The following is a 19,822-nucleotide window of genomic DNA, read 5'->3' on the forward strand; positions in this document are numbered from 1 at the left end:
CGAATCGACCGGAAGGACCGGTCCTCCCGCCTTGCCCAGGAGAGCGCCATGACGATTACCGTCCACCATCTCAACAACAGCCGTTCGCAGCGTATCCTCTGGCTGCTCGAAGAACTCGGCACGGAATATGAGATCGTGGCTTATCAGCGCGATGCCGAGACCAATCTCGCTCCGCCTGAACTGAAGGAGCCCCATCCGCTGGGCAAGTCGCCGCTCATCGAGGACGAGGGTTTGAGGGTCGCGGAAAGCGGCGCGATCATCCAGTATCTGTGCGAACGCCACGCCGGCGGCGAGTGGCTGCCCGACCCGGCCAGCGAAGAGCACGTCCGTCACCTTGAATGGATGCAGTTCGGCGAGAGCAGCTTTTTCGTCCCCGTGATGCTGAAGATCATGGCCGGACGGCTGGGGGAGGGCGCGGCGCCGATCATGCCGCGCATCGACGAGCAGTTTGCCGCCCACGTCGCCTTCATGGAGGACGGGATCAACGAGCATGGCCATTTCGTCGGCGACAGCTGGACAGCAGCGGACGTGATGATGAGCTTTCCGGCGGAAATCGCCGTCATGCAGGGCTTTGCGGAAACTGCGCCGAAGGCCGCCCGCTTCGTCGAGAAGGTCCATTCGCGGCCTGCCTGGCAGCGCGCGCGGGAGCGCGGCGGCCCCTATTTCGTATGGTAGCACCTCTCTTTTGGCCAACTTGAAATAGTGTCGGCTTCCCCACAGAACACGGTCGGAAGGGCACAAGCCGGATCGAAGGGCACAGATAAAACATGAAGATTGCAGTGTTCGGCCTCGGCTATGTCGGGCTTTCCAACGCCATAATGCTCGCGCAGCAAAATGCGGTCGTCGGATACGATATCGCGCCTGCACGGGTCGCCATGCTGAATGAACGCCGCTCGCCGATCCAGGACGATCTGGTCGAGGAATATCTCACCCATGACGATCTCGACCTGACCTTCAGCACCGATTTCGCCGATGCCATCTCGGGTGCCGAATTCGCCGTTGTTGCCGTGCCCACCAATTACGATCCGGACACCAACTTTTTCGACACGTCAGCTGTCGACAGCGTGATCGAGCAGGTTCGCGATGCCAGTCCCGATACGGTCATCGTGATCAAATCGACCATCCCGGTTGGCTACACCACCGAGGCGCGGGAGCGGTTCGGCACGCAGAATGTCATCTTCAGCCCCGAATTCCTGCGCGAGGGCAAGGCGCTCTACGACAATCTCCATCCGTCGCGGATCATCGTTGGCGAGCGATCGGACCGGGCCCGCAAGTTCGCCGACCTGCTGCTGGAGCCCGCGCTCGAGGACGACGTCCCTGTCCTGCTCACCGATGCCGAGGAAGCCGAGGCGATCAAGCTGTTCGCCAATACCTACCTCGCGATGCGGGTCGCCTTCTTCAACGAACTGGATAGCTATGCGCTGTCGCGCGGCCTCGATTCGCGCCAGATCATCGAAGGCATCGGGCTCGATCCGCGCATCGGCGCGCACTACAATAATCCGTCCTTCGGCTATGGCGGATACTGCCTGCCGAAGGACACGAAGCAGCTCCTCGCCAACTATTCGGAAGTGCCCCAGAACCTCATCCGGGCCGTCGTCGATGCGAACCGCACGCGCAAGGATTTCCTTGCCGACCGGATCATCGAGAAAAAGCCTGGCAAGGTCGGCGTGTTCCGCCTGGTCATGAAGGCCGGCTCCGACAATTTCCGCCAATCCTCGATCCAAGGCATCATGAAGCGCGTGAAGGCCAAGGGTATCGAAGTCGTCGTCTACGAGCCGGTGATGGAGGAGGACAGCTTCTTCGGATCGCGCGTGCTGCGCGATCTTGACGCCTTCAAGCAGGAAGCGGACATCATCATCGCCAACCGCCTCGATCCCGAACTGGAAGACGTGCGCGACAAGGTGTTCACGCGCGACCTGTTCGGCGCCGACTGATGGCGGAGACCCGTTCCGCCCTTGTCACCGGTTCGGCGGGCTTCATCGGCTATTTCCTAAGCAAGCGCTTGCTTGAAGACGGCTTCCGGGTCGTCGGCGTCGATTCCCTGTCCGATTATTACGATCCGGAGCTGAAGCGGCGGCGACAGGCGCACTTGCTGCAGAATGCGGGCTTTCGCGCGGTCAACCAGCCGATCGAGACACCCGGCTTGCTCGCGGAGCTGATGGCCGATAGCGAGCCCGATATCGTGATCCACCTCGCGGCGCAGGCCGGAGTGCGGTATTCGATCGAGAATCCGCGCACCTATGTGGAAAGCAACCTCATCGGCACGTTCGAGCTGCTGGAGGCTGCACGCGCCCATCCGCCACAGCACATGCTGCTCGCGTCGACGTCGTCCGCCTACGGCGCCAATACGGAAATGCCCTATCGCGAAACGATGAAGACCGACCACCAGATGTCCTTCTATGCCGCGACGAAGAAGGCGAACGAGGCGATGGCGCATTCCTACGCCCACCTGTTCGATCTGCCGGTGACGATGTTCCGTTTCTTCACCGTCTATGGACCGTGGGGAAGGCCGGACATGGCGCTCTTCAAGTTCGTGCGCGCGATGCTGCGGGGCGAGGCGATCGATGTCTACAATCACGGCCGGATGATGCGCGATTTCACCTATGTCGAGGATCTGGTCGAGGCCATCCGCCGCCTGGTCGATGCGCCGCCGGTGCGCCCGGAAGCGGACGAGGAAATCGCGGATCATGACAGCCTTTCACCCGTGGCGCCCTGGCGGATCGTCAATATCGGCAATTCGTCGCCGGTGCAGCTGATGGACATGATCGACGCGGTCGAGAATGCGCTCGGCATCGCGGCGGACAAGAACTTCATGGAAATGCAGGCGGGCGACGTTCCGGCGACCTGGGCCGACACGCAATTGCTCCAATCGCTGACTGGCTATGTCCCGCAAACCGATATTCGCGACGGCGTGCGGCGCTTCGTCGAGTGGTATCGGGACTATTACCAGGTCTGAGGCGATGACCGACATTTCGGAATGGCAGGGCCGCGTCGGCACCAGCTGGGCGCGGGAATGGCGGCGAACCGATCGCAGCTTCGGCGCGCTGACCGAATTGTTGCTCGCTCGGGCTATCGAACGGCCCTTCACCGCCGCGCTCGATATCGGGTGCGGGGCAGGGGAGATGACCGCCGGTCTGGCGGAAGCCGAACCCTCCGCACGCGTCATAGGGCTGGACATCAGCCAGGATCTGGTCGCCGTAGCGCGCGAGCGTGTACGTGACCTTTCCAACGCAGCCATCGAGCTGGGCGATGCGTCCCGCTGGATGCCTAGCGAGGATTTCCGGCCCGACCTTGTCCTGTCGCGCCACGGGGTCATGTTCTTCGCCGATCCCGTCGCGGCCTTTGCGCATATCCGTGCGCAGGCCCAATCGGGCGCTCGCCTGGTCTTCTCCTGTTTCCGGCAACGGGCTGAAAACCAATGGGTGGCGGAACTGGCCAAGGCCTTGCCGGAAAGCGAAACTGCGCCACCATCGTCGCCGGAGGAGCCCGGTCCCTTCGCTTTCGGCCGGAGCGAGCGGGTTGCGCCGATACTGGAGCAGGCCGGGTGGCAGGATATCGCGTTCCAGCCGGTCGATTACCCCATGATTGCAGGGGCAGGTGCAGATCCTGTCGGCGATGCCATGTCCTATTTCCTGCGTATCGGCCCGGCCGCCCGGGCGATGGCGGAGCTTGAAGAGGATGCGCGCGAAACGGCACTGGCGAAGCTGGAGGAGGTGCTTCGCCAACACCTTGATGCGGGGGTCGTGACGCTGCCAGCAGCGGCGTGGATCGTATCGGCCAGCGCCCCCTGACAGGGCAGCATTTGCGGCTTGTCGGTGTGGCGCGGATTGCCTAACTGCGCTGGCATGACCTCGACCAACGACATTCGCCGCAGCTTCCTCGACTATTTTGCCTCAAATGGTCATGCAGAGGTCGCGAGCGCGCCGCTGGTGCCCTTCAGCGATCCCACGCTGATGTTCGTCAATGCGGGCATGGTGCCGTTCAAGAATGCGTTCACCGGTCTTGAGACCCCGCCCGCACCGCGCGCAACAAGTTCGCAGAAATGCGTCCGCGCCGGGGGCAAGCACAATGACCTCGACAATGTCGGCTACACCGCGCGGCATCACACCTTCTTCGAGATGCTCGGCAATTTCAGCTTTGGCGACTATTTCAAGGAACAGGCGATCGATCATGCCTGGACGCTGCTGACCAAGGAATGGGGCCTCGACCCCGAGCGCCTGCTGGTCACAGTCTACCACACGGACGACGAAGCCTTCGACCTGTGGAAGAAGCGCACCGGCTTTGCCGACGAAAAGATCATCCGCATTCCGACCAAGGACAATTTCTGGGCCATGGGTTCTGACGGACCCTGCGGTCCGTGCTCGGAGATTTTTTACGATCACGGCGATCACATCTGGGGCGGCCCTCCGGGGTCGCCGGAGGAAGACGGCGATCGCTTCGTCGAGATCTGGAACCTCGTCTTCATGCAGTTCACGCAGGAGAATGACGAGATTGTCGGCGACCTGCCAAAGCCCAGCATCGATACCGGCATGGGGATCGAGCGCGTCGCTGCGGTGATGCAGGGCGTTCATGACAATTACGATACCGATACCTTCAAGGCGCTGATCGGCGCGAGCGAGAACATGACTGGCGTCAAGGCCGCGGGTGACAAGACCGCCAGCCACCGCGTGATCGCCGATCACCTGCGCTCGACCAGCTTCCTGCTGGCAGACGGGGTCCTGCCGAGCAACGAAGGCCGCGGCTATGTCCTGCGCCGTATCATGCGCCGCGCAATGCGCCACGCGCACCTGCTGGGCGCGAGCCAGCCGCTGATGCATCGCCTGGTGCCGGAACTGGTGAGCGAGATGGGCGCCGCCTATCCCGAGCTCGTACGCGGGCAGGCGCTTATCCAGGAAGTGCTCGAGCGCGAGGAGGTGCAATTCCGCCGGACGCTCGACAAGGGATTGCGCCTGCTCGACGACGCGACTGCCGACATGGGCGAGGGCGGCACGCTGCCCGGCGAAACCGCGTTCAAGCTCTACGACACTTACGGCTTCCCTTACGACCTCACCGAAGATGCGCTGCGCAGCCGCGGGATCGCGGTCGACCGGGACGGCTTCGACGCCGCCATGGCCGAGCAGAAGGCCGCGGCTCGCGCGGCCTGGAAAGGCTCGGGTGAGGCGGCGAGCGAGGAGGTCTGGTTCGACATTGCCGAGCGCGAAGGCTCGACCGAATTCACCGGCTACAGCTCCGATACGGGCGAGGGGGCCGTGGTCGCTATCGTCAGGGACGGCGTTGAAGTCGAAAGCGCGTCGCAGGGCGACGAAGTCGTGATCCTCACTAACCAGACGCCATTTTATGGCGAAAGCGGCGGCCAGACCGGCGATGCTGGACGGATCTGGACGCCGGAGGGCCTCGAGTTCTCGGTCGAAACGACCAACAAGCCACTGGGCCGCCTTCACACGCATGTCGGCAAGGTGCGCACAGGCTCGGTCAAGGTCGGGGATGCGGTGCATCTCGAGATCGATGCCGATCGCCGCGACCGCATCCGGGCAAACCACTCTGCCACACACCTGGTTCATGCGGCCCTGCGGCACAGGCTTGGCGAGCATGTGACGCAGAAAGGTTCGCTGGTATCGGCCGACAGGTTCCGCTTCGATTTCTCGCATCCCAAACCGCTGAACGAACAGGACATCGCGGCGATCGAGGCCGAGGTGAATGCCGAAATCCGCGCCAATGAGCAGGTTTCGACCCGCCTGATGACGCCCGACGATGCAGTGGCCGCGGGCGCCCTCGCATTGTTCGGCGAAAAATATGGCGACGAGGTCCGCGTGCTGTCGATGGGCCGCAAGGGCGACGAAGGCCGCAATTATTCGGTCGAGCTATGCGGCGGCACCCATGTAAAGGCGACGGGCGATATCGGCCTGTTCAAGATCGTGTCCGAAAGCGCGGTCAGCTCGGGGGTACGGCGGATCGAGGCGCTGACCGGCGAGGCGGCGCGCGAGTGGCTCATCGCCCGTGATGAGGCCGTGCGCGCAATTGCGAGTGCACTGAAGACCTCGCCCGATGAGGCGCCGCAGCGCGTGTCGGCTCTGGTCGAGGAGCGCAAGCGGCTCGAGAAGGAACTCGCCGAAGCCAAGCGTGCACTGGCACTGGGCGGCGGTGGTGGCAGCGATGCAGCCACGAAAGACGAGGATATCGGCGGGGTCACATTCTCCGGCCAAGTGATCGAAGGCCTCGACCCCAAGGAACTGCGCACGCTGCTGGACGAGGCAAAGTCCCGCATGGGTTCGGGCATCGCGGCAATCTGCGCGGTCAACGATGGCAAGGCGGCCTTTGCCGTCGCGGTTACCGATGACCTGACCGACCGTTTCAGCGCGGTCGAACTCGTTCGGGCCGGAGTGGAAACGCTTGGCGGCAAGGGCGGGGGCGGTCGCGCCGACATGGCGCAGGGCGGGGGCCCGGACGGTTCCAAGGCCGGCGAAGCCATCGCCGCGGTGCGCAACGCGCTGGCATAGGAAAACGCCCGACAGGCGCGAACCTGCCGGGCGTATCCTCTCTCCTCACGAGAAAGATTCAGGCGCTAGGCGTCTTCTTTGTAGTCGGCTGCGAACCGTGGGCCACGTCATAGCCTTCGGTGTCACCCGGCGCGCCGCGCAACTGGTCGGGCGCCTGGTCCTTCAGCGGACCCTTTACGTTCTGCGGCTTGAATTTCTCGTCGTTGGGGATCGGCTTCGTCGGATCGATTTCGTTGTCGCTCATGACTTTCTCCTTTGCCCCTTCAACGCATCGGAGCGGCAAAGGTTCAGGCATCCGCCGTGCTTGAGCGTAGCTTCGGCTTGTAGTCGAGCGCACCGTCCTTCTCGATCCGGGAGCGGAACTCGTCGCGCTTTTCGTGGATCGAGGCGATTACCGGCCCCATGGCGACGCCAATATCGACCAGCACCGCCTCGGACAATTGCAGCGAACTTTCGAGGGTTTCGGGTACCGCGTGGCTGGCACCCGCTCGATACAGTTCGGCTGCATGCTTCACATCGCGCGCGCGGCACACGATCAGCAGGTCGGGGTATTCCTTGCGCAATTTCGATACCAGTCGCTGGACCAGCACCGGTTCATCCATGGTGAGCACCACGGCCAGCGCATCTTCCAGCCCCAATCGGCTGAGCGCATCGCCGCGCGCAGCATCGCCGAAAGTGGCGCGATAGCCACGGCGCTTGGCGCTCTCGATCAGGTCGGGATTGGCGTCGAGCGCGACATATGGCTTGTCGTGGGCCTGCAACATCTGCGCAACCAGCAAGCCGACGCGGCCCGCGCCGATGATGACGACGCGGCCTTCGCCTTCGTCATCGTCCGGCAGCTCGGGAATCGGTTCGACCCGGCGCGCCACGGCGCGTCCCAGCATGGCGAGTAGCGGCGTCACGGTGAGGCCGATAGCAGTCACGATCTGCCAGAACTGCGCGGTCCCCGGCTGAATCAGGACGGCGGAACTCGCCGCGGCAAGCACGATCAGCGTGGTTTCCGATGGGCTCGCCATGAGGATGCCGGTTTCCGCTGCGGTGCTGCGTCGCGCGCCCATGAGGCGCAGGAGAATTCCAGTCACCGATGCCTTGAAGACGAGCACCAGCACGACTGCCGTGAGAATCATGCCGAGATTGTCCCAGATCGTCGCCAGGTCGATGCTCATGCCCACGGTGATGAGGAAGATGCCCAGCGCAAGGCCCTTGAACGGCTCCAGAATGCCCTCGACCTCGCCGTGGTACTCGGTTTCGGCGATCAGCAGGCCGGCGATCAGCGCGCCGACGATCGGCGACAGGCCGACGGCGGCCGTGGCCAGGCTGGCGCCGATCACCACCAGTAGCGATGCGGCGAGAAAAAGCTCGGGACTTTTCGTACGCGCGGCTTGTCCGAACAGGCGGGGCAGGGCGAAACGACCGAGCACCATCATCGCCAGAATCACGAGCCCGCCCTGCCATAGCGTGGTCAGCAGGCCCTCCCACCCTTCCGCCTCGGCATTGGGCGCCATCGCGCCGAGGATGAAGATAATCGGGACGATCATGATATCCTCGAACAGCAGCATCGACAGCGCCGCGCGGCCCACCGGCGTATGCGTGCCCGATATCGGCAGCACGATGGCGGTCGAGGAGAAGGCGAGGGCGAAGCCGAGCGCCAGCGCCCCGGTCCAGAACTGCCCCATCATGGCGAGAAACACTGCAAGGCAGCTGCCGATGACGATCAGTTCCAGCGCGCCCAGGCCGAAGACCAATCGGCGCATCTGCCAGAGCCGGTTGAAGCTCAACTCCAGCCCGATGGCGAAGAGGAGGAGGATGATCCCGAACTCTGCGAATAAATCGAGGGAGTCCGGGTCGGATATGGTTATGTGATTGAGCCATGGGTGCTCGAACACCATCCGTCCGAGGCCGTATGGCCCCACCAGTATTCCGATCAGGATGAACCCGATGACCGGCGTGATGCGGAACCGGGTAAAGACCGGGATGACGAGACCCGCTGCGCCCAGGATGACAAGCGCATCGGATAGAGCGGGTGAAGCAAGTTCGGCAGAGGCCATGAGGTCCTGTTAGAAAGCTTCGTCTGCCCTGTCACACACCGAATTCAAGAATCTCGCGAAGAATTGCCCCACACAGGGCAGTGCCGGTAAATCGGCTGTTACACTCTCCGTTTTGGTACGGGACAAAAACGGCTGCCGCACATTGAGCGATCGGTAGACCGATCAGATGAAAAGAACCTGATCGGCTTCAATGATCGGCTCCTTGGCATGACCTGAAGTCGAAGCTGCCGCTGCTGCCGAAGCGGAATTGACGACATCGAAATCGCTTGCGGCCAGCACGGTATTAGGGGCCAGCGTCGCGAACAGCTCAGCTGCCTGGGCACCGTCGCCATCGGCGTCGTACCAGAGATTACCGGTAGTCTCATCGTAGATGATCCTGTCATCGGCGTCCCCTGCAGCCGTTCCTCTCCGAAAAGCGGATGCCGAGAGAGTGCCGGTCTGGGTCAGTCCGGCGAAATCGCCGCCCATGTCGAGCCTGATCGTATCCTGCCCCGAAGCGAAATCGGTGATCTGGTCAGCATCGCCCGCGCCTGCGAGGTCGAAGAAAAAGACGTCATTGCCATTCTCTCCGCTCAGAATATCATTGCCTGCGTCGCCACGAAGCAGATCGTTGCCATGCCCGCCGAAGATTTGGTCGGCGCCACTGCCGCCAAACATAAGGTCTGAGCCACCGCCGCCATAGATATCGTCGCCATCGCCGCCACCGTAGATGCTATCGTCCCCCCAAGCTCCATAGATGCGGTCCTGTCCATCATCACCATAGAGTTTGTCGGCGCCATCCTTGCCATCAATGATGTCATTGCCGGTTCCACCATTGATCGTGTCGTGGCCGTCACCGCCGTACAGAGTATCGCCTCCATCGCCGCCGTTGATGCGGTCGTTTCCCTCGTTCCCGTCGATCCGATCGTTTCCGCCGTCTCCGTTCAGTGTATCGTTGCCGTGCCCGCCTGAGATCCAATCCGAGCCACTCTCGCCGAAGATCAGGTCCGAGCCGCCGCCGCCGTAGATAACGTCGTTATCATCGCCACCGTAAACGAGGTCATTGCCCTTGGCTCCGTAGAGACGGTCTTTTCCTTCTTCGCCGAAGATTGTGTCTGCGTCATTCTTACCGTCGATAATGTCATCTCCGGATCCGCCGTAAATCGTGTCATTGCCGTCGTTGCCCTCGATCCGGTCGTTCCCGCCTTCCCCATCGATAGAATCGTTGCCATCTCCGCCAAGTAAACGGTCATTGCCGAGGCCGCCGAAGATGGTGTCGTCGCCGGCATTGCCGCGAACGGTATTCGCCGCATCATTCCCGATGATCGTGTCTGCGCCTGATCCGCCCTGTGCGTCTTCGATCACCGTGCCCCGGGCAATGCTGACATTGCCGACCAGACCGCCGATGCTCGAAAATTTTTCGGCACGCAGGTCGATCAGCTGATCGGCGGTGAAGCCGCTGTAGTTCAGGGTATCGCGCCCGCCGCTATCGATAATCGCATAGGCGGTAGCAGGATGAGCTGCGGCATCGAACACGGCGCGGCCACTCGTATTGTTGAAGCCATAAACCGTATTTCCAAGCCGGGTCGTGGTCGACAGACCGTACAGGTCATCGACCGCTACCAGGTCAGCGCTCATCGGGGTGGTGACATAGGCTTGGGAGAAGCCGAGCTGCGCAAAATAATCGTTTTCCGTCTGGCTGAAGTACGACATTACAGTCGTCGCCCAACTATCGTTCAGGTAGGACGCGTCGGTCGCATAGCTGGCGCTGCCGTTATAATTACCGCCGTGTCCGAGACCAAGTGCATGGCCGATTTCGTGGATATAAGTCTGAAAAGAATAGCTGTTGAGGCCGGTGCCGTAATTCGCCAGCCATTGGGCGGATATGTTCACGGTCGCAGAAATGATGGTGCCGCCCGACCAGCTGGAAGAGGCATATGCGCCGCTCGCACTGTCCTGAAAGGTGATTTCCGCATTTCCGGTTACCGGGACGAATTGAATTCCGGTCGCGTCGCCCCATAGCAGCAAAGCCTGCTGCGCAAGGAAACGGGCGTCCGCCGGCAGAGCGCTTACATCGTAGGTAAGCTGTCCGTCACTCCCGACATTCCAGGATCTGGCCGTACCCCCCCAATAGCCGTTGGTCAGTTGATAGGCGATCTGGTCATTCGAATACAATTCCAGCGGCTGGACCTCGGAAACCTGCAGCGTGAATTCACCGATCTTGTTATTCCCATAAGAGTCGGCTTCGATATAGTATGTCCCGCCATTGTCCGAGACGAAGCGGAGGAAAGAGTTGAGTCCCTCGCCGCCATCATCGTTCTCCGCAACCAGATTCCCGTTGGCGTCGTAGATCCTCAAATATGTGTCGCTGACAGGCGATGCCCCCGAACCAAACAGCGAGATTCCGATAGAATCGCCCGCGGCGAGCTCTATGCGATACCAGTCCGTATCCCCGACGACCTCGAGTTCGCCCGTCAGGCTGCCACCGACTGCAATGGTCGCCCCGGTCGAGAGATCACCGGGGACATCGACGCCGCCCGCGAAGGTCGCGAGAGAGCTTTCGTCCTGGGCCAGAACCTTTGGGTGCCCTTCGCTAGCGACGGCGGAGCATCCTGCACAAGCACAGCCCATGAAGTGGCCGAAATCGACTTCGCCACGCTGCAGTTGCTCGAGGCCGAAAGAGGCACGGACCGACATGGAAAACAACTCGGCGCTCGAAAGACTTTCAGCCGCGCGCGCAGAGAAGTTTGCGAATTGATACATCTGACCACCCCAACCCAACGTAAAAAATACGAGTCCGTCGAACTGACAGTAATAGGTCTAACCGATTGCCCATACCTTAACGTTCTCCGCAGATCTCGATCAGCAACGGATCGAGAACTACGTTGCCGTGGGGTGACATCCGGCACAGAGCGGCTCCGCACTATCGAAGAACAAGTGTCCCCAAGTTCGCCAAGTCGCTGGTCCCAATTCGGAAATCCTTGCGGCGATCAGCCCCCGCCCGGACCGCCATGGCCAAGGGGCTCGCGGCGCGGGCGCGGCTTGCCGGGGTGTTTCCCGGCTTCGTCCCACTCGATCCGGTAGAGGTCGAACCGCCTGTCGGCGAGGTTGCGGACCGTGCCTTCCGCGCGCGCCCAGCTGAGGTCCGCGAGGTTCACGTCGCTGATCGTGAGCGTCTCGACGTTCTCGCTCGACTCGGCGGCGATCCCGTCACGCGCAAAGGGGAAGTCGCAGGGCGTCAGGATGCAGCTTTGGGCATACTGGATGTCCATATTGCCGACGTTGGGCAGGTTGCCGACATTGCCCGACAGCACCACGAAGCACTGGTTCTCGATCGCCCGGGCCTGCCCGCAATAACGGACCCGAAGGTACCCCTGCCGGCTGTCGGTGCAGAAGGGCACGAAGATGATCCGCGCGCCTTCGTCGGCCAGGCGGCGGCTCAGCTCGGGGAATTCGCTATCGTAGCAGATCTGCACGCCGATCGGCCCGCAATCGGTCTGGATGACCTCGACCTTGTCGCCGCCCTTGATGTTCCACCAGTACCGCTCGTTGGGGGTGGGGTGAATCTTTTCCTGCGCGTGGACCGATCCGTCGCGCAGGCACACGTAGGCGACATTGTGGATGTCGCCATCGTCCATGCGGGTCGGGTGGCTGCCGGCGATGATGTTGATGTTGTAGCGCATCGCCATGTCGGAGATGTCCGCCTGCAGGCGCGGCGTATACTCGGACAGGCGCTCGATCGCCTCGACCGGGGAAAGCTCTTTTTCCTCGAAGCTCAGCAGCATCAGCGTGAAGAGTTCTGGAAAGACGATGAAGTCGCTCTCGTAATCGCTTGCCACGTCTACGAAATACGTGATGTGGCGCATGAATTCGTCGTAGTCGGCAACCGCGCGCGCCTGCAGCTGGCAGGTGGCGACGCGCACGGCCTCGACCCCGCGGGGCAGGCGCTTTTTTACCGGCTGGTCGCGCTCTACATACGGATTTCGCCAGACCATCATCACGGCATTCGCCATGCTGGCCTTGTCCTCCGGCAAGTAGCTTTCCATGATACGCTCGGGCTCGAACCCGTTGGCAAGCTGGAAGCGCAAAACGGGATCGTGCAGCTTCCCTTCAACGACCTTGTCGAGATAGTCTCGCGGCCCTTCGACGCGGCGGCGGAAGCGGCGGTAGTTCGGCATGCGGCCGGCGAAGACGATACCGGTCAGGTCCTTTTCCTCGGCCAGCGCGCGGCGCTCTTCGTAGAGGCGACGGCCGATGCGTACGCCCCGCACCTTGGGATCGACACACATCTCGTAGCCGTAGAGCCAGTCGCCCGTGGGATCGTGGCGGCTGCCGAAGCCGTTGCCCGTGATCTCTTCCCAATCGTGATCTTGGAACGCCAGAGCCTCGGCCAGCTGCATGGTTGCGCAGTAGCCAACGACTTCGTCGTCAAGGAGAGCGACGAAGCAACCTTCCTTGAAGTTGTTGATCTGCCCGCGGATCTCGCCGTGCGTATAGGCGGGCATGTCCTCATAGACCCGGCGCACAAGATCGGCGATGCCGCGAATGTCCTTGGTCTTGGCGTTGCGAACCTCGAGCCGGCGCTGGCCGAACTTTTCGCTGGTCTTGCGCTTGAGAGCGCGCTTCTTCGCCGGTGCCTTTGCCATGAATGTTCCCCGTTCTCACACGATCCGCAAATGCAAACGGGGCCGGCACATGCCGACCCCGTCTGGTCTAGCCTTGCCTACGTAATGACGCAGGCTGGAATGGGTTTCAGGCCCAGTTGGCCATTTCCTGCTCGAGATTCTCGACGATCGCCTCGAAAAACTGCTCGGTGGTCATCCAGCTCTGGTCCGGCCCGATCAGCAAGGCGAGGTCCTTGGTCATCTTCCCGCTCTCGACCGTCTTGATGCAGACCTTCTCCAGCGTTTCGGCGAATTTCACCACTTCGGGCGTGTTGTCGAACTTGCCACGATACATCAGGCCGCGCGTCCAGGCGAAGATGCTGGCGATCGGATTGGTCGAAGTCGCCTTGCCCTGCTGGTGCTGGCGATAGTGGCGAGTGACGGTGCCGTGCGCCGCTTCGGCCTCTACCGTCTTGCCGTCGGGCGTCATCAGCACGCTGGTCATCAGGCCGAGCGAGCCGAAGCCCTGCGCCACGATGTCCGACTGTACATCGCCGTCGTAGTTCTTGCAGGCCCAGACGAACTTGCCGCTCCACTTGAGGGCGGCGGCAACCATGTCGTCGATCAGACGGTGTTCGTAGGTCAGGCCGTGCTTGTCGAAGTCCGCCTTGTATTCGGCTTCGAAGACTTCCTGGAACAGGTCCTTGAAACGCCCATCGTATTTCTTGAGGATGGTGTTCTTGGTCGATAGGTAAACCGGCCATTTGCGGTCGAGGCCGTAGGCGAAGCTGGCGCGCGCGAAGTCGCGGATCGAATCGTCGAGGTTGTACATCGTCATCGCGACGCCCGGGCTCGGGAATTCGAACACGTCGATGTCGATGTTGTTGCCATCCTCGCCTTCGAAGACCATGCGCAGCTTGCCCTTGCCGGGGATCAGCGTGTCCTTGGCGCGATACTGGTCGCCGAAAGCGTGGCGGCCGACCACGATCGGGTCGGTCCAGCCCGGGACCAGGCGCGGCACGTTGTCGATGACGATCGGCTCGCGAAAGACCACGCCGCCGAGGATATTGCGGATCGTCCCGTTAGGGCTGACCCACATCTTCTTGAGCTCGAATTCCTCGACCCGCGCCTCGTCGGGCGTGATGGTGGCGCATTTCACGCCGACGCCGTGTTCCTTGATCGCGTTGGCCGCATCGACCGTGATCTGGTCGTCGGTTTCGTCGCGCTTTTCGATCGACAAATCGTAATATTTCAGATCGACGTCGAGATAAGGCAGGATCAGCCGCTCGCGGATCCACTGCCAGATGATTTTCGTCATTTCGTCGCCGTCGAGTTCGACGATCGGGTTCGCAACCTTGATCTTGGCCATCGTTTTCCTGTCGTTTCGAATGAGGTTGCGCGCGCTTTAGCAGAGGGGAGCGCGAGGGCAAGGGAGCGCCGCGTTTCGCCTTTCCCGCGTGTCGAAGGCGAGAAATGTGTATTTTTGCGTTAACATCTTCGCGCAAGACGCTAAGGGGAAGGTTGATTCAGGGTCGCACCGTTTCAACCTGATGGGAAAGCGAACTCGTGTATGAAAATCCCGGCCGGGCCCGGGGAACCAGCGTTTGGAGTCTCGCGCGTGTATCTCGAGAATATGAAAACTGCCATGGCTCGACCGGTGATGGAGAGCAAGCGGGTGCAGATCTATCTCGCGATGCTCCTGACGGATGCGGTGATACTTTTCGGCAGTTTCGTCCTTTCTGGTGGTATATATCGGAACGAATGGCCCCTGCAGTTTGCTGTCGCCATGGCTTGGGCTGTCCTGCCGATTTTCATCGTCATTGCCGTATACCAGCGGTGTTATTCGATCCGGGCTCTTGATGAGGTTCGTTTTGCTATAGGGCAGGTCGCACTCGCCCTCGTGATCACCGCCATGCTGTGCACGGTCATGATTTTCTATGCCAAGGCCGCGACCGACTTTTCGCGAGTGATGCTTTCGCTTGCTCTCGTACTGACCTTTCTCGGGATCGGCGTGTCACGAACGGTAATGCGTGCGATCCTGCGGAAACGCTATGGTCCAACGATGAGTTCGATCCTCTTGGTGCTCGATGGAGGACCGCAAGTCGATGTGCCGGGCGCTGAAGTCGTGAAAACCAACGCTTTCGATATTGCCGGTGCGAGGGCCGATCCCCGGGCGCTCGACAAGATAGGCCGCCTCATCCGCGGAGCCGACCGCGTTGTCGTGAGCTGCAAAACCGAGGCGCGGGCTGAATGGGCGACGCTCCTGCGAAGTGCAGGCGTGCGTGGCGAAGTCTTGAGCCCGGTCGTCCAGGAATTGGGCGCAATCGCTATAGGTCGCGTCGACGGAAATGCGTCGCTGGTTGTGTCGTCCGGGCCCCTGGCCTTGCACGCCCGCCTTTTCAAACGAGCGCTGGACCTGGTCATTACCGTTCCCGCTCTCCTGTTGCTCAGCCCGATCCTGTTGCTCGTCGCACTGCTGATCAAACTGGAAGACGGCGGCCCTGTGTTTTTTGTCCAGCCGCGCATGGGTCAGCACAATTGCCTGTTCAAGATGCTCAAGTTCCGGTCGATGCGAGTAGACAAGGGCGATCACGAGGGCGCGCGATCCACCTCTCGATCCGATGATCGGATCACCAAAATCGGCCGCTTCATCCGCAAGACGTCGATCGACGAATTGCCCCAGCTCATCAATGTTCTGCGGTCCGAAATGAGTCTGGTCGGGCCCCGTCCACATGCGCTCGGCTCTCACGCGGGAGACAAGCTGTTCTGGGAGGTCGACAGCGAATACTGGCAGAGGCATTCGCTTAAGCCGGGGCTGACCGGATTGGCTCAGGTGCGTGGACATCGCGGGGCAACAGAAACGGAATCCCATTTGGTCGACAGACTTGGCGCCGATCTGGAATATATTCGGAACTGGTCGCTTTGGGGCGATATCAAGATCCTCTTTGCCACGGTGCGGGTTGTCGTGCACCCGAACGCTTACTAGTCCGATCGCGAGATAAGCGGGGATCGTCCATCGGGTCCCTGTTTGGTTTCAGCCTCGGACGGCTATAGAGAAACGAAGTGATCCGTTAGGTTTTGACCGTGGCCCATGTATCCCTGACCGAACCGACCGGTGCGCCAATCAGCGCGCCAATAGCGCAAAGGCGCAGCAGTATGCTGGCGGTCAGCGTCCAATCGCTTTTTATCCTGCTGTTTCCGCTCCAATGGATCACGATCGTCGACATCGGCGGATTTTCGCTCAAGGTTGCTCATCTCTCTGTCATCGCCCTGAGCCTGCTAGCGTGGGCAACGACGTTCTCCGGCAGGGGTAAGGTACAAATCAATCCGTTCTATTTCCTGTTCATGCTGGTGCTGGTGATACAGCTCGGTTCACTGATGTGGTCGGAGGATGTGGCGGCGGGCCTCAGCGCGGTGGCAAGATCCTTCTTCTATCTCGCCATTTCCCTCGGCATCTATTTCTGGTTCGTGAAAGCCGACATGGGACGGTTTTCGTTTCACGCGTCCCGCCTGTTTCCGGCGTCCGTGGCGGTCCTTTATGCTCTGATCATTATTTCATTCGCCATCGCCGGCCAGAATTTCTTTGCCGTAGTGTTCGAGGCTCTGTTCTCCGGCAACCCCAATGCCCTGCAGTATCACGTATTCTACAAGCTGTTCAATGATTACAGCCTGGCACCATCGGAAATGGAAAACTACAGCTCGGCGGCGCGTCACACAATCGCGCTTTCGCTCGTTTTCTTGTCGATTATCGCCAGCGTGGCGCTTCGCCAAGTTACTCCCGCGACCAGGATACTTATTTTCGCCAGTATGCTGGCAGTGCTTTTCTTTCTCGCCATCAGCATGAGCAGATCGGCGGTCTTTTCGCTGTTGGTCCCGATCGTCTTTCTTCTTCACCTCGTTGTTCTGCGACGCCCGGGTCCGCTCGTGCTCATGGGTGTTTTTGGTCTGCTGATTGGGCTGCTTGCCGTCTCGGTCGCGTCGGTGAGTGATTCCACGGGCGGCGTTACCGAAGTGCTTCAGGGCAAGTTTATCGATGATATCGTCAACAATCCTCGCGTCAGCGATTTCGGCGACGTGATCGATAACATTAGCGAGAACCCGTGGCTGGGCGCAGGTATAGGAACGCCAATCGAGGGAATGTTCGTGCGCTTCGACGAAGCACACAACTTTTTCTTCCACGTATGGCATGGAGCGGGAATTGCCGGAGCGCTTGCGGTGCTTGCGTTAGGCGCGCACCTCGTATCCGTGATGATTGTGACATACCGGGCGGGGCTTCGAGCCGACAGTTTCGAGATCGCATGCATCTATCTGATTGTCGTGTACGCCCTGTCCTCATCGCTGCTGCGGATGTCGGTTGCCGGGGGCGGCGATGTTTCATTGTCGGAATGGTGCATGCTGGCGATAGGGCTCGCATTTGCGGACCGGCTGAATAAGCCGGAACGCAGGAAATCGGGTGGCGCAAACAGCACGTCGGAGGCAGCATTCGCATGAACGCCGGGTATGAGGGCGGACGCATCCGTAAATCCCGTTCGCACGACCCGCGGGCGAGGAGGCAGCGGGATTGGCAACTTTGGGTGGCCGCGTTATTCGTCATCCTTGTAACTGCCACAGGGGGCGGGTCGCGCAGCGACATACAATCTCTTGTTTTTCTTCGCCCTGCAGCCGTCCTGTTCCTCGCCTTTGCCCTCTATCTCTGTACGCGGGAACAGCTGCGCTCCGTCGCCATACCTTTTGCGATAGTTTCCGGCGTGGCAATCATTGCGGTATTGCAGCTGATACCGCTGCCTCCCTCTGCTTGGACGGCTCTGCCGCAGCGAGAGACGATTTCGCAGATCGAAGACCTTTTGGGTATCACAGCGCACTGGCGACCTCTTACGCTCGATCCTGCCGGTACGTGGAATACCCTGTTCTCGCTTGCGATCCCGCTCGCGACCATCGCGCTCTGCGCTATGCTTAACCCCAGGAGGCAGGGCGCAATGATCGGGCTTGTCATTCTGGCGGCAATAGCTAGCACGACTTTCGGCATACTGCAGGCCATCGGTCTTCGGTTTCTGCAATTTTACGATATCGCTCACTACGGGTTTCCGGCCGGACTGTTCGCGAACAAGAACCACCAGTCCGTCATGCTGGTCTGGCTGATGACTGCTGTGAGCTGGGCGGCGACAACCGGCTTTTTCGGGCGGGTCAGCCCACGAGCCTCGGTTGCTACCGCGCTCGGTTCAATCCTCGTTCTTTTTCCGCTGGTCGTCTTAGCCGGCTCGAGGGCCGGCCTTGCACTCTCAGTACCTGCGATCATCATAAGTGCCTGGCTTCTTTCCAGAACCAGCGCGGTCCGCGACATCCTGAAACGCTCGCGACGTCGTTCCCGGGTAACACTGGCGATTGGGGCAGGAATATTGCTCGTGCCGATCCTGGCTGTCTTCGCGATTCTGGCGTTCTCGCAAAGAAACACCGCTCTTTCGAGGGTACTTGCCGCGGACGTTACCGCCGACGCAAGGGTTCAGTTCCTGCCGCAGATGCGGGCAATGGCGGTGGACTTCCTCCCATTCGGATCGGGCCTGGGTTCGTTCGAAGCGGCATTCGGATTGTACGAACCAGCGGCCACCCTTTCGTCGCGCTATTTGAACGAAGCGCATAACGATTTCCTGCAGGTCTTGATCGAGGCAGGAATCCCCGGCGTATTGCTGCTCGGCTTCGGTCTGGTATGGCTGGTTCTGAGGGTCGTCCGGTTGTGGCGTACTGGTAAGAAAGCTGAGATTAATCTTGCGATCTTTATCGCAGGCTCCATCGTGTTGTGGGGGATGGCCAGCATTGTCGACTACCCGTTACGAACACCATTGGCAGCGATGATCGTGGCAGTCTTGACGGCCCAACTCGCTGCCTCTAGCACCCGGCAGCCTTTCGCTGCCCCCGGACAAGAGCGTACTGTGAGCTCTGACGCCGCCCGCAGCAGCCCGCATTTAACTCACAAGGACTCTACCGATGTTTCGTAGGAGTATTCTGGCGCTGTCGGTGATAGCTCTGACCGGATGTGGCGGGATGCCGCCGATCGCTCAGGCACCGCAAATAGAGCGCGCTCCGGAAGACCAGTTGCCGGCCCCCGACGGGGTCGCAGAAGACGGATCGTTCGTCTACACGCTTGGCGCCCTGGACACGATCAGCGTCGAGGTGGAAGGCATGCCAGAGCTGCGTCGGGAGCTGGTGATCGACGGACAGGGCATGGTGTCCTATCCGATGGCCGATTCTGTGTCGGCTGCCGGTATGACGACGACTGAACTTGCACGCGCGTTGGAAAACAACATGCGGCGCAATTACGTTCGCGATCCGCGGGTGAGCGTGAATCTTGTCACGGCGACCAGCAACCTGCTCACCGTCGAGGGCGAAGTAAACAAGCCCGGCCTGTTCCCTGTCTATCGGAAGATGACGCTTGGCCAAGCAATCGCCATGGCTGAAGGCGACACCGATTTCGCGCGCAGAAGTGCAGTACTGATCTTTCGCGAATCTGGAGGCCAGCAATACGTCGGCGTCTATGATCTTCAGGCAATTCGGTACGGCAACTATGCTGACCCCGCCGTATATCCCAACGACAAGATCGTCGTCAGTGAATCCCAGGTGCAGCGCTTCCTGCAGACTGCTCAGCCTTTTGTAAGTCTCGCCACCGCTCCTCTCCTGTTTCTGATTAGGCGAAATTGAC

At 60.9% G+C, this 19,822-nt stretch carries 14 protein-coding genes; 9 read left to right on the forward strand and 5 right to left on the reverse strand.

What is annotated here, in order from left to right:
• The first annotated feature begins 48 nt into the window (after positions 1-48).
• The 5 genes from P8Q88_RS03600 (at position 49) to alaS (ending at position 6,497) form a co-directional block, all read left to right on the forward strand.
• Entirely contained in the window at positions 49-675 is a 627-nt protein-coding gene (locus P8Q88_RS03600; protein ID WP_278322453.1) for a glutathione S-transferase family protein, read from the forward strand.
• A gap of 92 nt (positions 676-767) precedes the next feature.
• Entirely contained in the window at positions 768-1,934 is a 1,167-nt protein-coding gene (locus tag P8Q88_RS03605; protein WP_278322454.1) for a nucleotide sugar dehydrogenase, read from the forward strand.
• Positions 1,934-2,956, forward strand: coding sequence for an NAD-dependent epimerase/dehydratase family protein (locus P8Q88_RS03610; protein ID WP_278322455.1), 1,023 nt, complete (start codon positions 1,934-1,936; stop codon positions 2,954-2,956). The genes P8Q88_RS03605 and P8Q88_RS03610 overlap by 1 nt, the downstream gene beginning before the upstream one ends.
• A 4-nt stretch (positions 2,957-2,960) precedes the next feature.
• The gene (locus tag P8Q88_RS03615; RefSeq protein ID WP_278322456.1) at positions 2,961-3,791 is read left to right on the forward strand and encodes a class I SAM-dependent methyltransferase; all 831 of its coding nucleotides are present in this window, start codon (positions 2,961-2,963) and stop codon (positions 3,789-3,791) included.
• A gap of 54 nt (positions 3,792-3,845) precedes the next feature.
• Positions 3,846-6,497, forward strand: a complete 2,652-nt coding sequence (alaS, locus tag P8Q88_RS03620) for an alanine--tRNA ligase (protein WP_278322457.1) — start codon at positions 3,846-3,848, stop codon at positions 6,495-6,497.
• Positions 6,498-6,555: 58 nt separating this feature from the next.
• On the opposite strand, the gene P8Q88_RS03625 is transcribed toward alaS, so the two are convergent.
• The 5 genes from P8Q88_RS03625 to P8Q88_RS03645 form a co-directional block, all read right to left on the reverse strand.
• Positions 6,556-6,741, reverse strand: coding sequence for a hypothetical protein (locus P8Q88_RS03625; protein WP_278322458.1), 186 nt, complete (start codon positions 6,739-6,741; stop codon positions 6,556-6,558).
• Positions 6,742-6,784: 43 nt separating this feature from the next.
• Positions 6,785-8,545 carry a cation:proton antiporter domain-containing protein gene (locus tag P8Q88_RS03630; RefSeq protein ID WP_278322459.1) on the reverse strand — a complete coding sequence of 587 codons (1,761 nt, stop codon included), beginning with the start codon at positions 8,543-8,545 and terminating at the stop codon, positions 6,785-6,787.
• A 162-nt stretch (positions 8,546-8,707) separates the two neighbouring features.
• Positions 8,708-11,287, reverse strand: coding sequence for a M10 family metallopeptidase C-terminal domain-containing protein (locus P8Q88_RS03635; protein WP_278322460.1), 2,580 nt, complete (start codon positions 11,285-11,287; stop codon positions 8,708-8,710).
• Positions 11,288-11,514: 227 nt separating this feature from the next.
• Positions 11,515-13,170: a carbon-nitrogen hydrolase family protein gene (locus P8Q88_RS03640; protein WP_278322461.1), complete on the reverse strand. Its 1,656-nt coding sequence runs from the start codon at positions 13,168-13,170 to the stop codon at positions 11,515-11,517.
• Between the two features lie 106 nt (positions 13,171-13,276).
• Positions 13,277-14,497: an NADP-dependent isocitrate dehydrogenase gene (locus tag P8Q88_RS03645; protein WP_278322462.1), complete on the reverse strand. Its 1,221-nt coding sequence runs from the start codon at positions 14,495-14,497 to the stop codon at positions 13,277-13,279.
• A gap of 276 nt (positions 14,498-14,773) precedes the next feature.
• Here P8Q88_RS03645 and P8Q88_RS03650 point away from each other — a divergent pair, with 276 nt between their 5' ends.
• The 4 genes from P8Q88_RS03650 (at position 14,774) to P8Q88_RS03665 (ending at position 19,821) form a co-directional block, all read left to right on the forward strand.
• Complete coding sequence (locus tag P8Q88_RS03650) at positions 14,774-16,114, forward strand: exopolysaccharide biosynthesis polyprenyl glycosylphosphotransferase (protein ID WP_278322463.1); 1,341 nt, start codon at positions 14,774-14,776, stop codon at positions 16,112-16,114.
• Positions 16,115-16,284: 170 nt separating this feature from the next.
• Positions 16,285-17,619, forward strand: a complete 1,335-nt coding sequence (locus tag P8Q88_RS03655) for an O-antigen ligase family protein (protein ID WP_278322464.1) — start codon at positions 16,285-16,287, stop codon at positions 17,617-17,619.
• 83 nt (positions 17,620-17,702) lie between these two features.
• Entirely contained in the window at positions 17,703-19,121 is a 1,419-nt protein-coding gene (locus P8Q88_RS03660; protein ID WP_278322465.1) for an O-antigen ligase family protein, read from the forward strand.
• The gene (locus tag P8Q88_RS03665) at positions 19,111-19,821 is read left to right on the forward strand and encodes a polysaccharide biosynthesis/export family protein (RefSeq protein WP_278322466.1); all 711 of its coding nucleotides are present in this window, start codon (positions 19,111-19,113) and stop codon (positions 19,819-19,821) included. Before P8Q88_RS03660 ends, P8Q88_RS03665 begins: the two co-directional genes overlap by 11 nt.
• The last annotated feature ends 1 nt before the right edge of the window (position 19,822 follow it).

It is taken from the genome of Qipengyuania marincola, from assembly GCF_029688625.1.
Classification (GTDB): domain Bacteria; phylum Pseudomonadota; class Alphaproteobacteria; order Sphingomonadales; family Sphingomonadaceae; genus Qipengyuania.

Coding starts and splice junctions, on each gene's coding strand:
- P8Q88_RS03625 (WP_278322458.1), bottom strand. CDS start 6,741: ATGAGCGACAACGAAATCGATCCGACGAAGCCGATCCCCAACGACGAG.
- P8Q88_RS03665 (WP_278322466.1), top strand. CDS start 19,111: ATGTTTCGTAGGAGTATTCTGGCGCTGTCGGTGATAGCTCTGACCGGA.
- P8Q88_RS03650 (WP_278322463.1), top strand. CDS start 14,774: ATGGCTCGACCGGTGATGGAGAGCAAGCGGGTGCAGATCTATCTCGCG.
- P8Q88_RS03630 (WP_278322459.1), bottom strand. CDS start 8,545: ATGGCCTCTGCCGAACTTGCTTCACCCGCTCTATCCGATGCGCTTGTC.
- P8Q88_RS03635 (WP_278322460.1), bottom strand. CDS start 11,287: ATGTATCAATTCGCAAACTTCTCTGCGCGCGCGGCTGAAAGTCTTTCG.
- P8Q88_RS03615 (WP_278322456.1), top strand. CDS start 2,961: ATGACCGACATTTCGGAATGGCAGGGCCGCGTCGGCACCAGCTGGGCG.
- P8Q88_RS03640 (WP_278322461.1), bottom strand. CDS start 13,170: ATGGCAAAGGCACCGGCGAAGAAGCGCGCTCTCAAGCGCAAGACCAGC.
- P8Q88_RS03655 (WP_278322464.1), top strand. CDS start 16,285: ATGCTGGCGGTCAGCGTCCAATCGCTTTTTATCCTGCTGTTTCCGCTC.
- alaS (WP_278322457.1), top strand. CDS start 3,846: ATGACCTCGACCAACGACATTCGCCGCAGCTTCCTCGACTATTTTGCC.
- P8Q88_RS03610 (WP_278322455.1), top strand. CDS start 1,934: ATGGCGGAGACCCGTTCCGCCCTTGTCACCGGTTCGGCGGGCTTCATC.
- P8Q88_RS03645 (WP_278322462.1), bottom strand. CDS start 14,497: ATGGCCAAGATCAAGGTTGCGAACCCGATCGTCGAACTCGACGGCGAC.
- P8Q88_RS03605 (WP_278322454.1), top strand. CDS start 768: ATGAAGATTGCAGTGTTCGGCCTCGGCTATGTCGGGCTTTCCAACGCC.
- P8Q88_RS03600 (WP_278322453.1), top strand. CDS start 49: ATGACGATTACCGTCCACCATCTCAACAACAGCCGTTCGCAGCGTATC.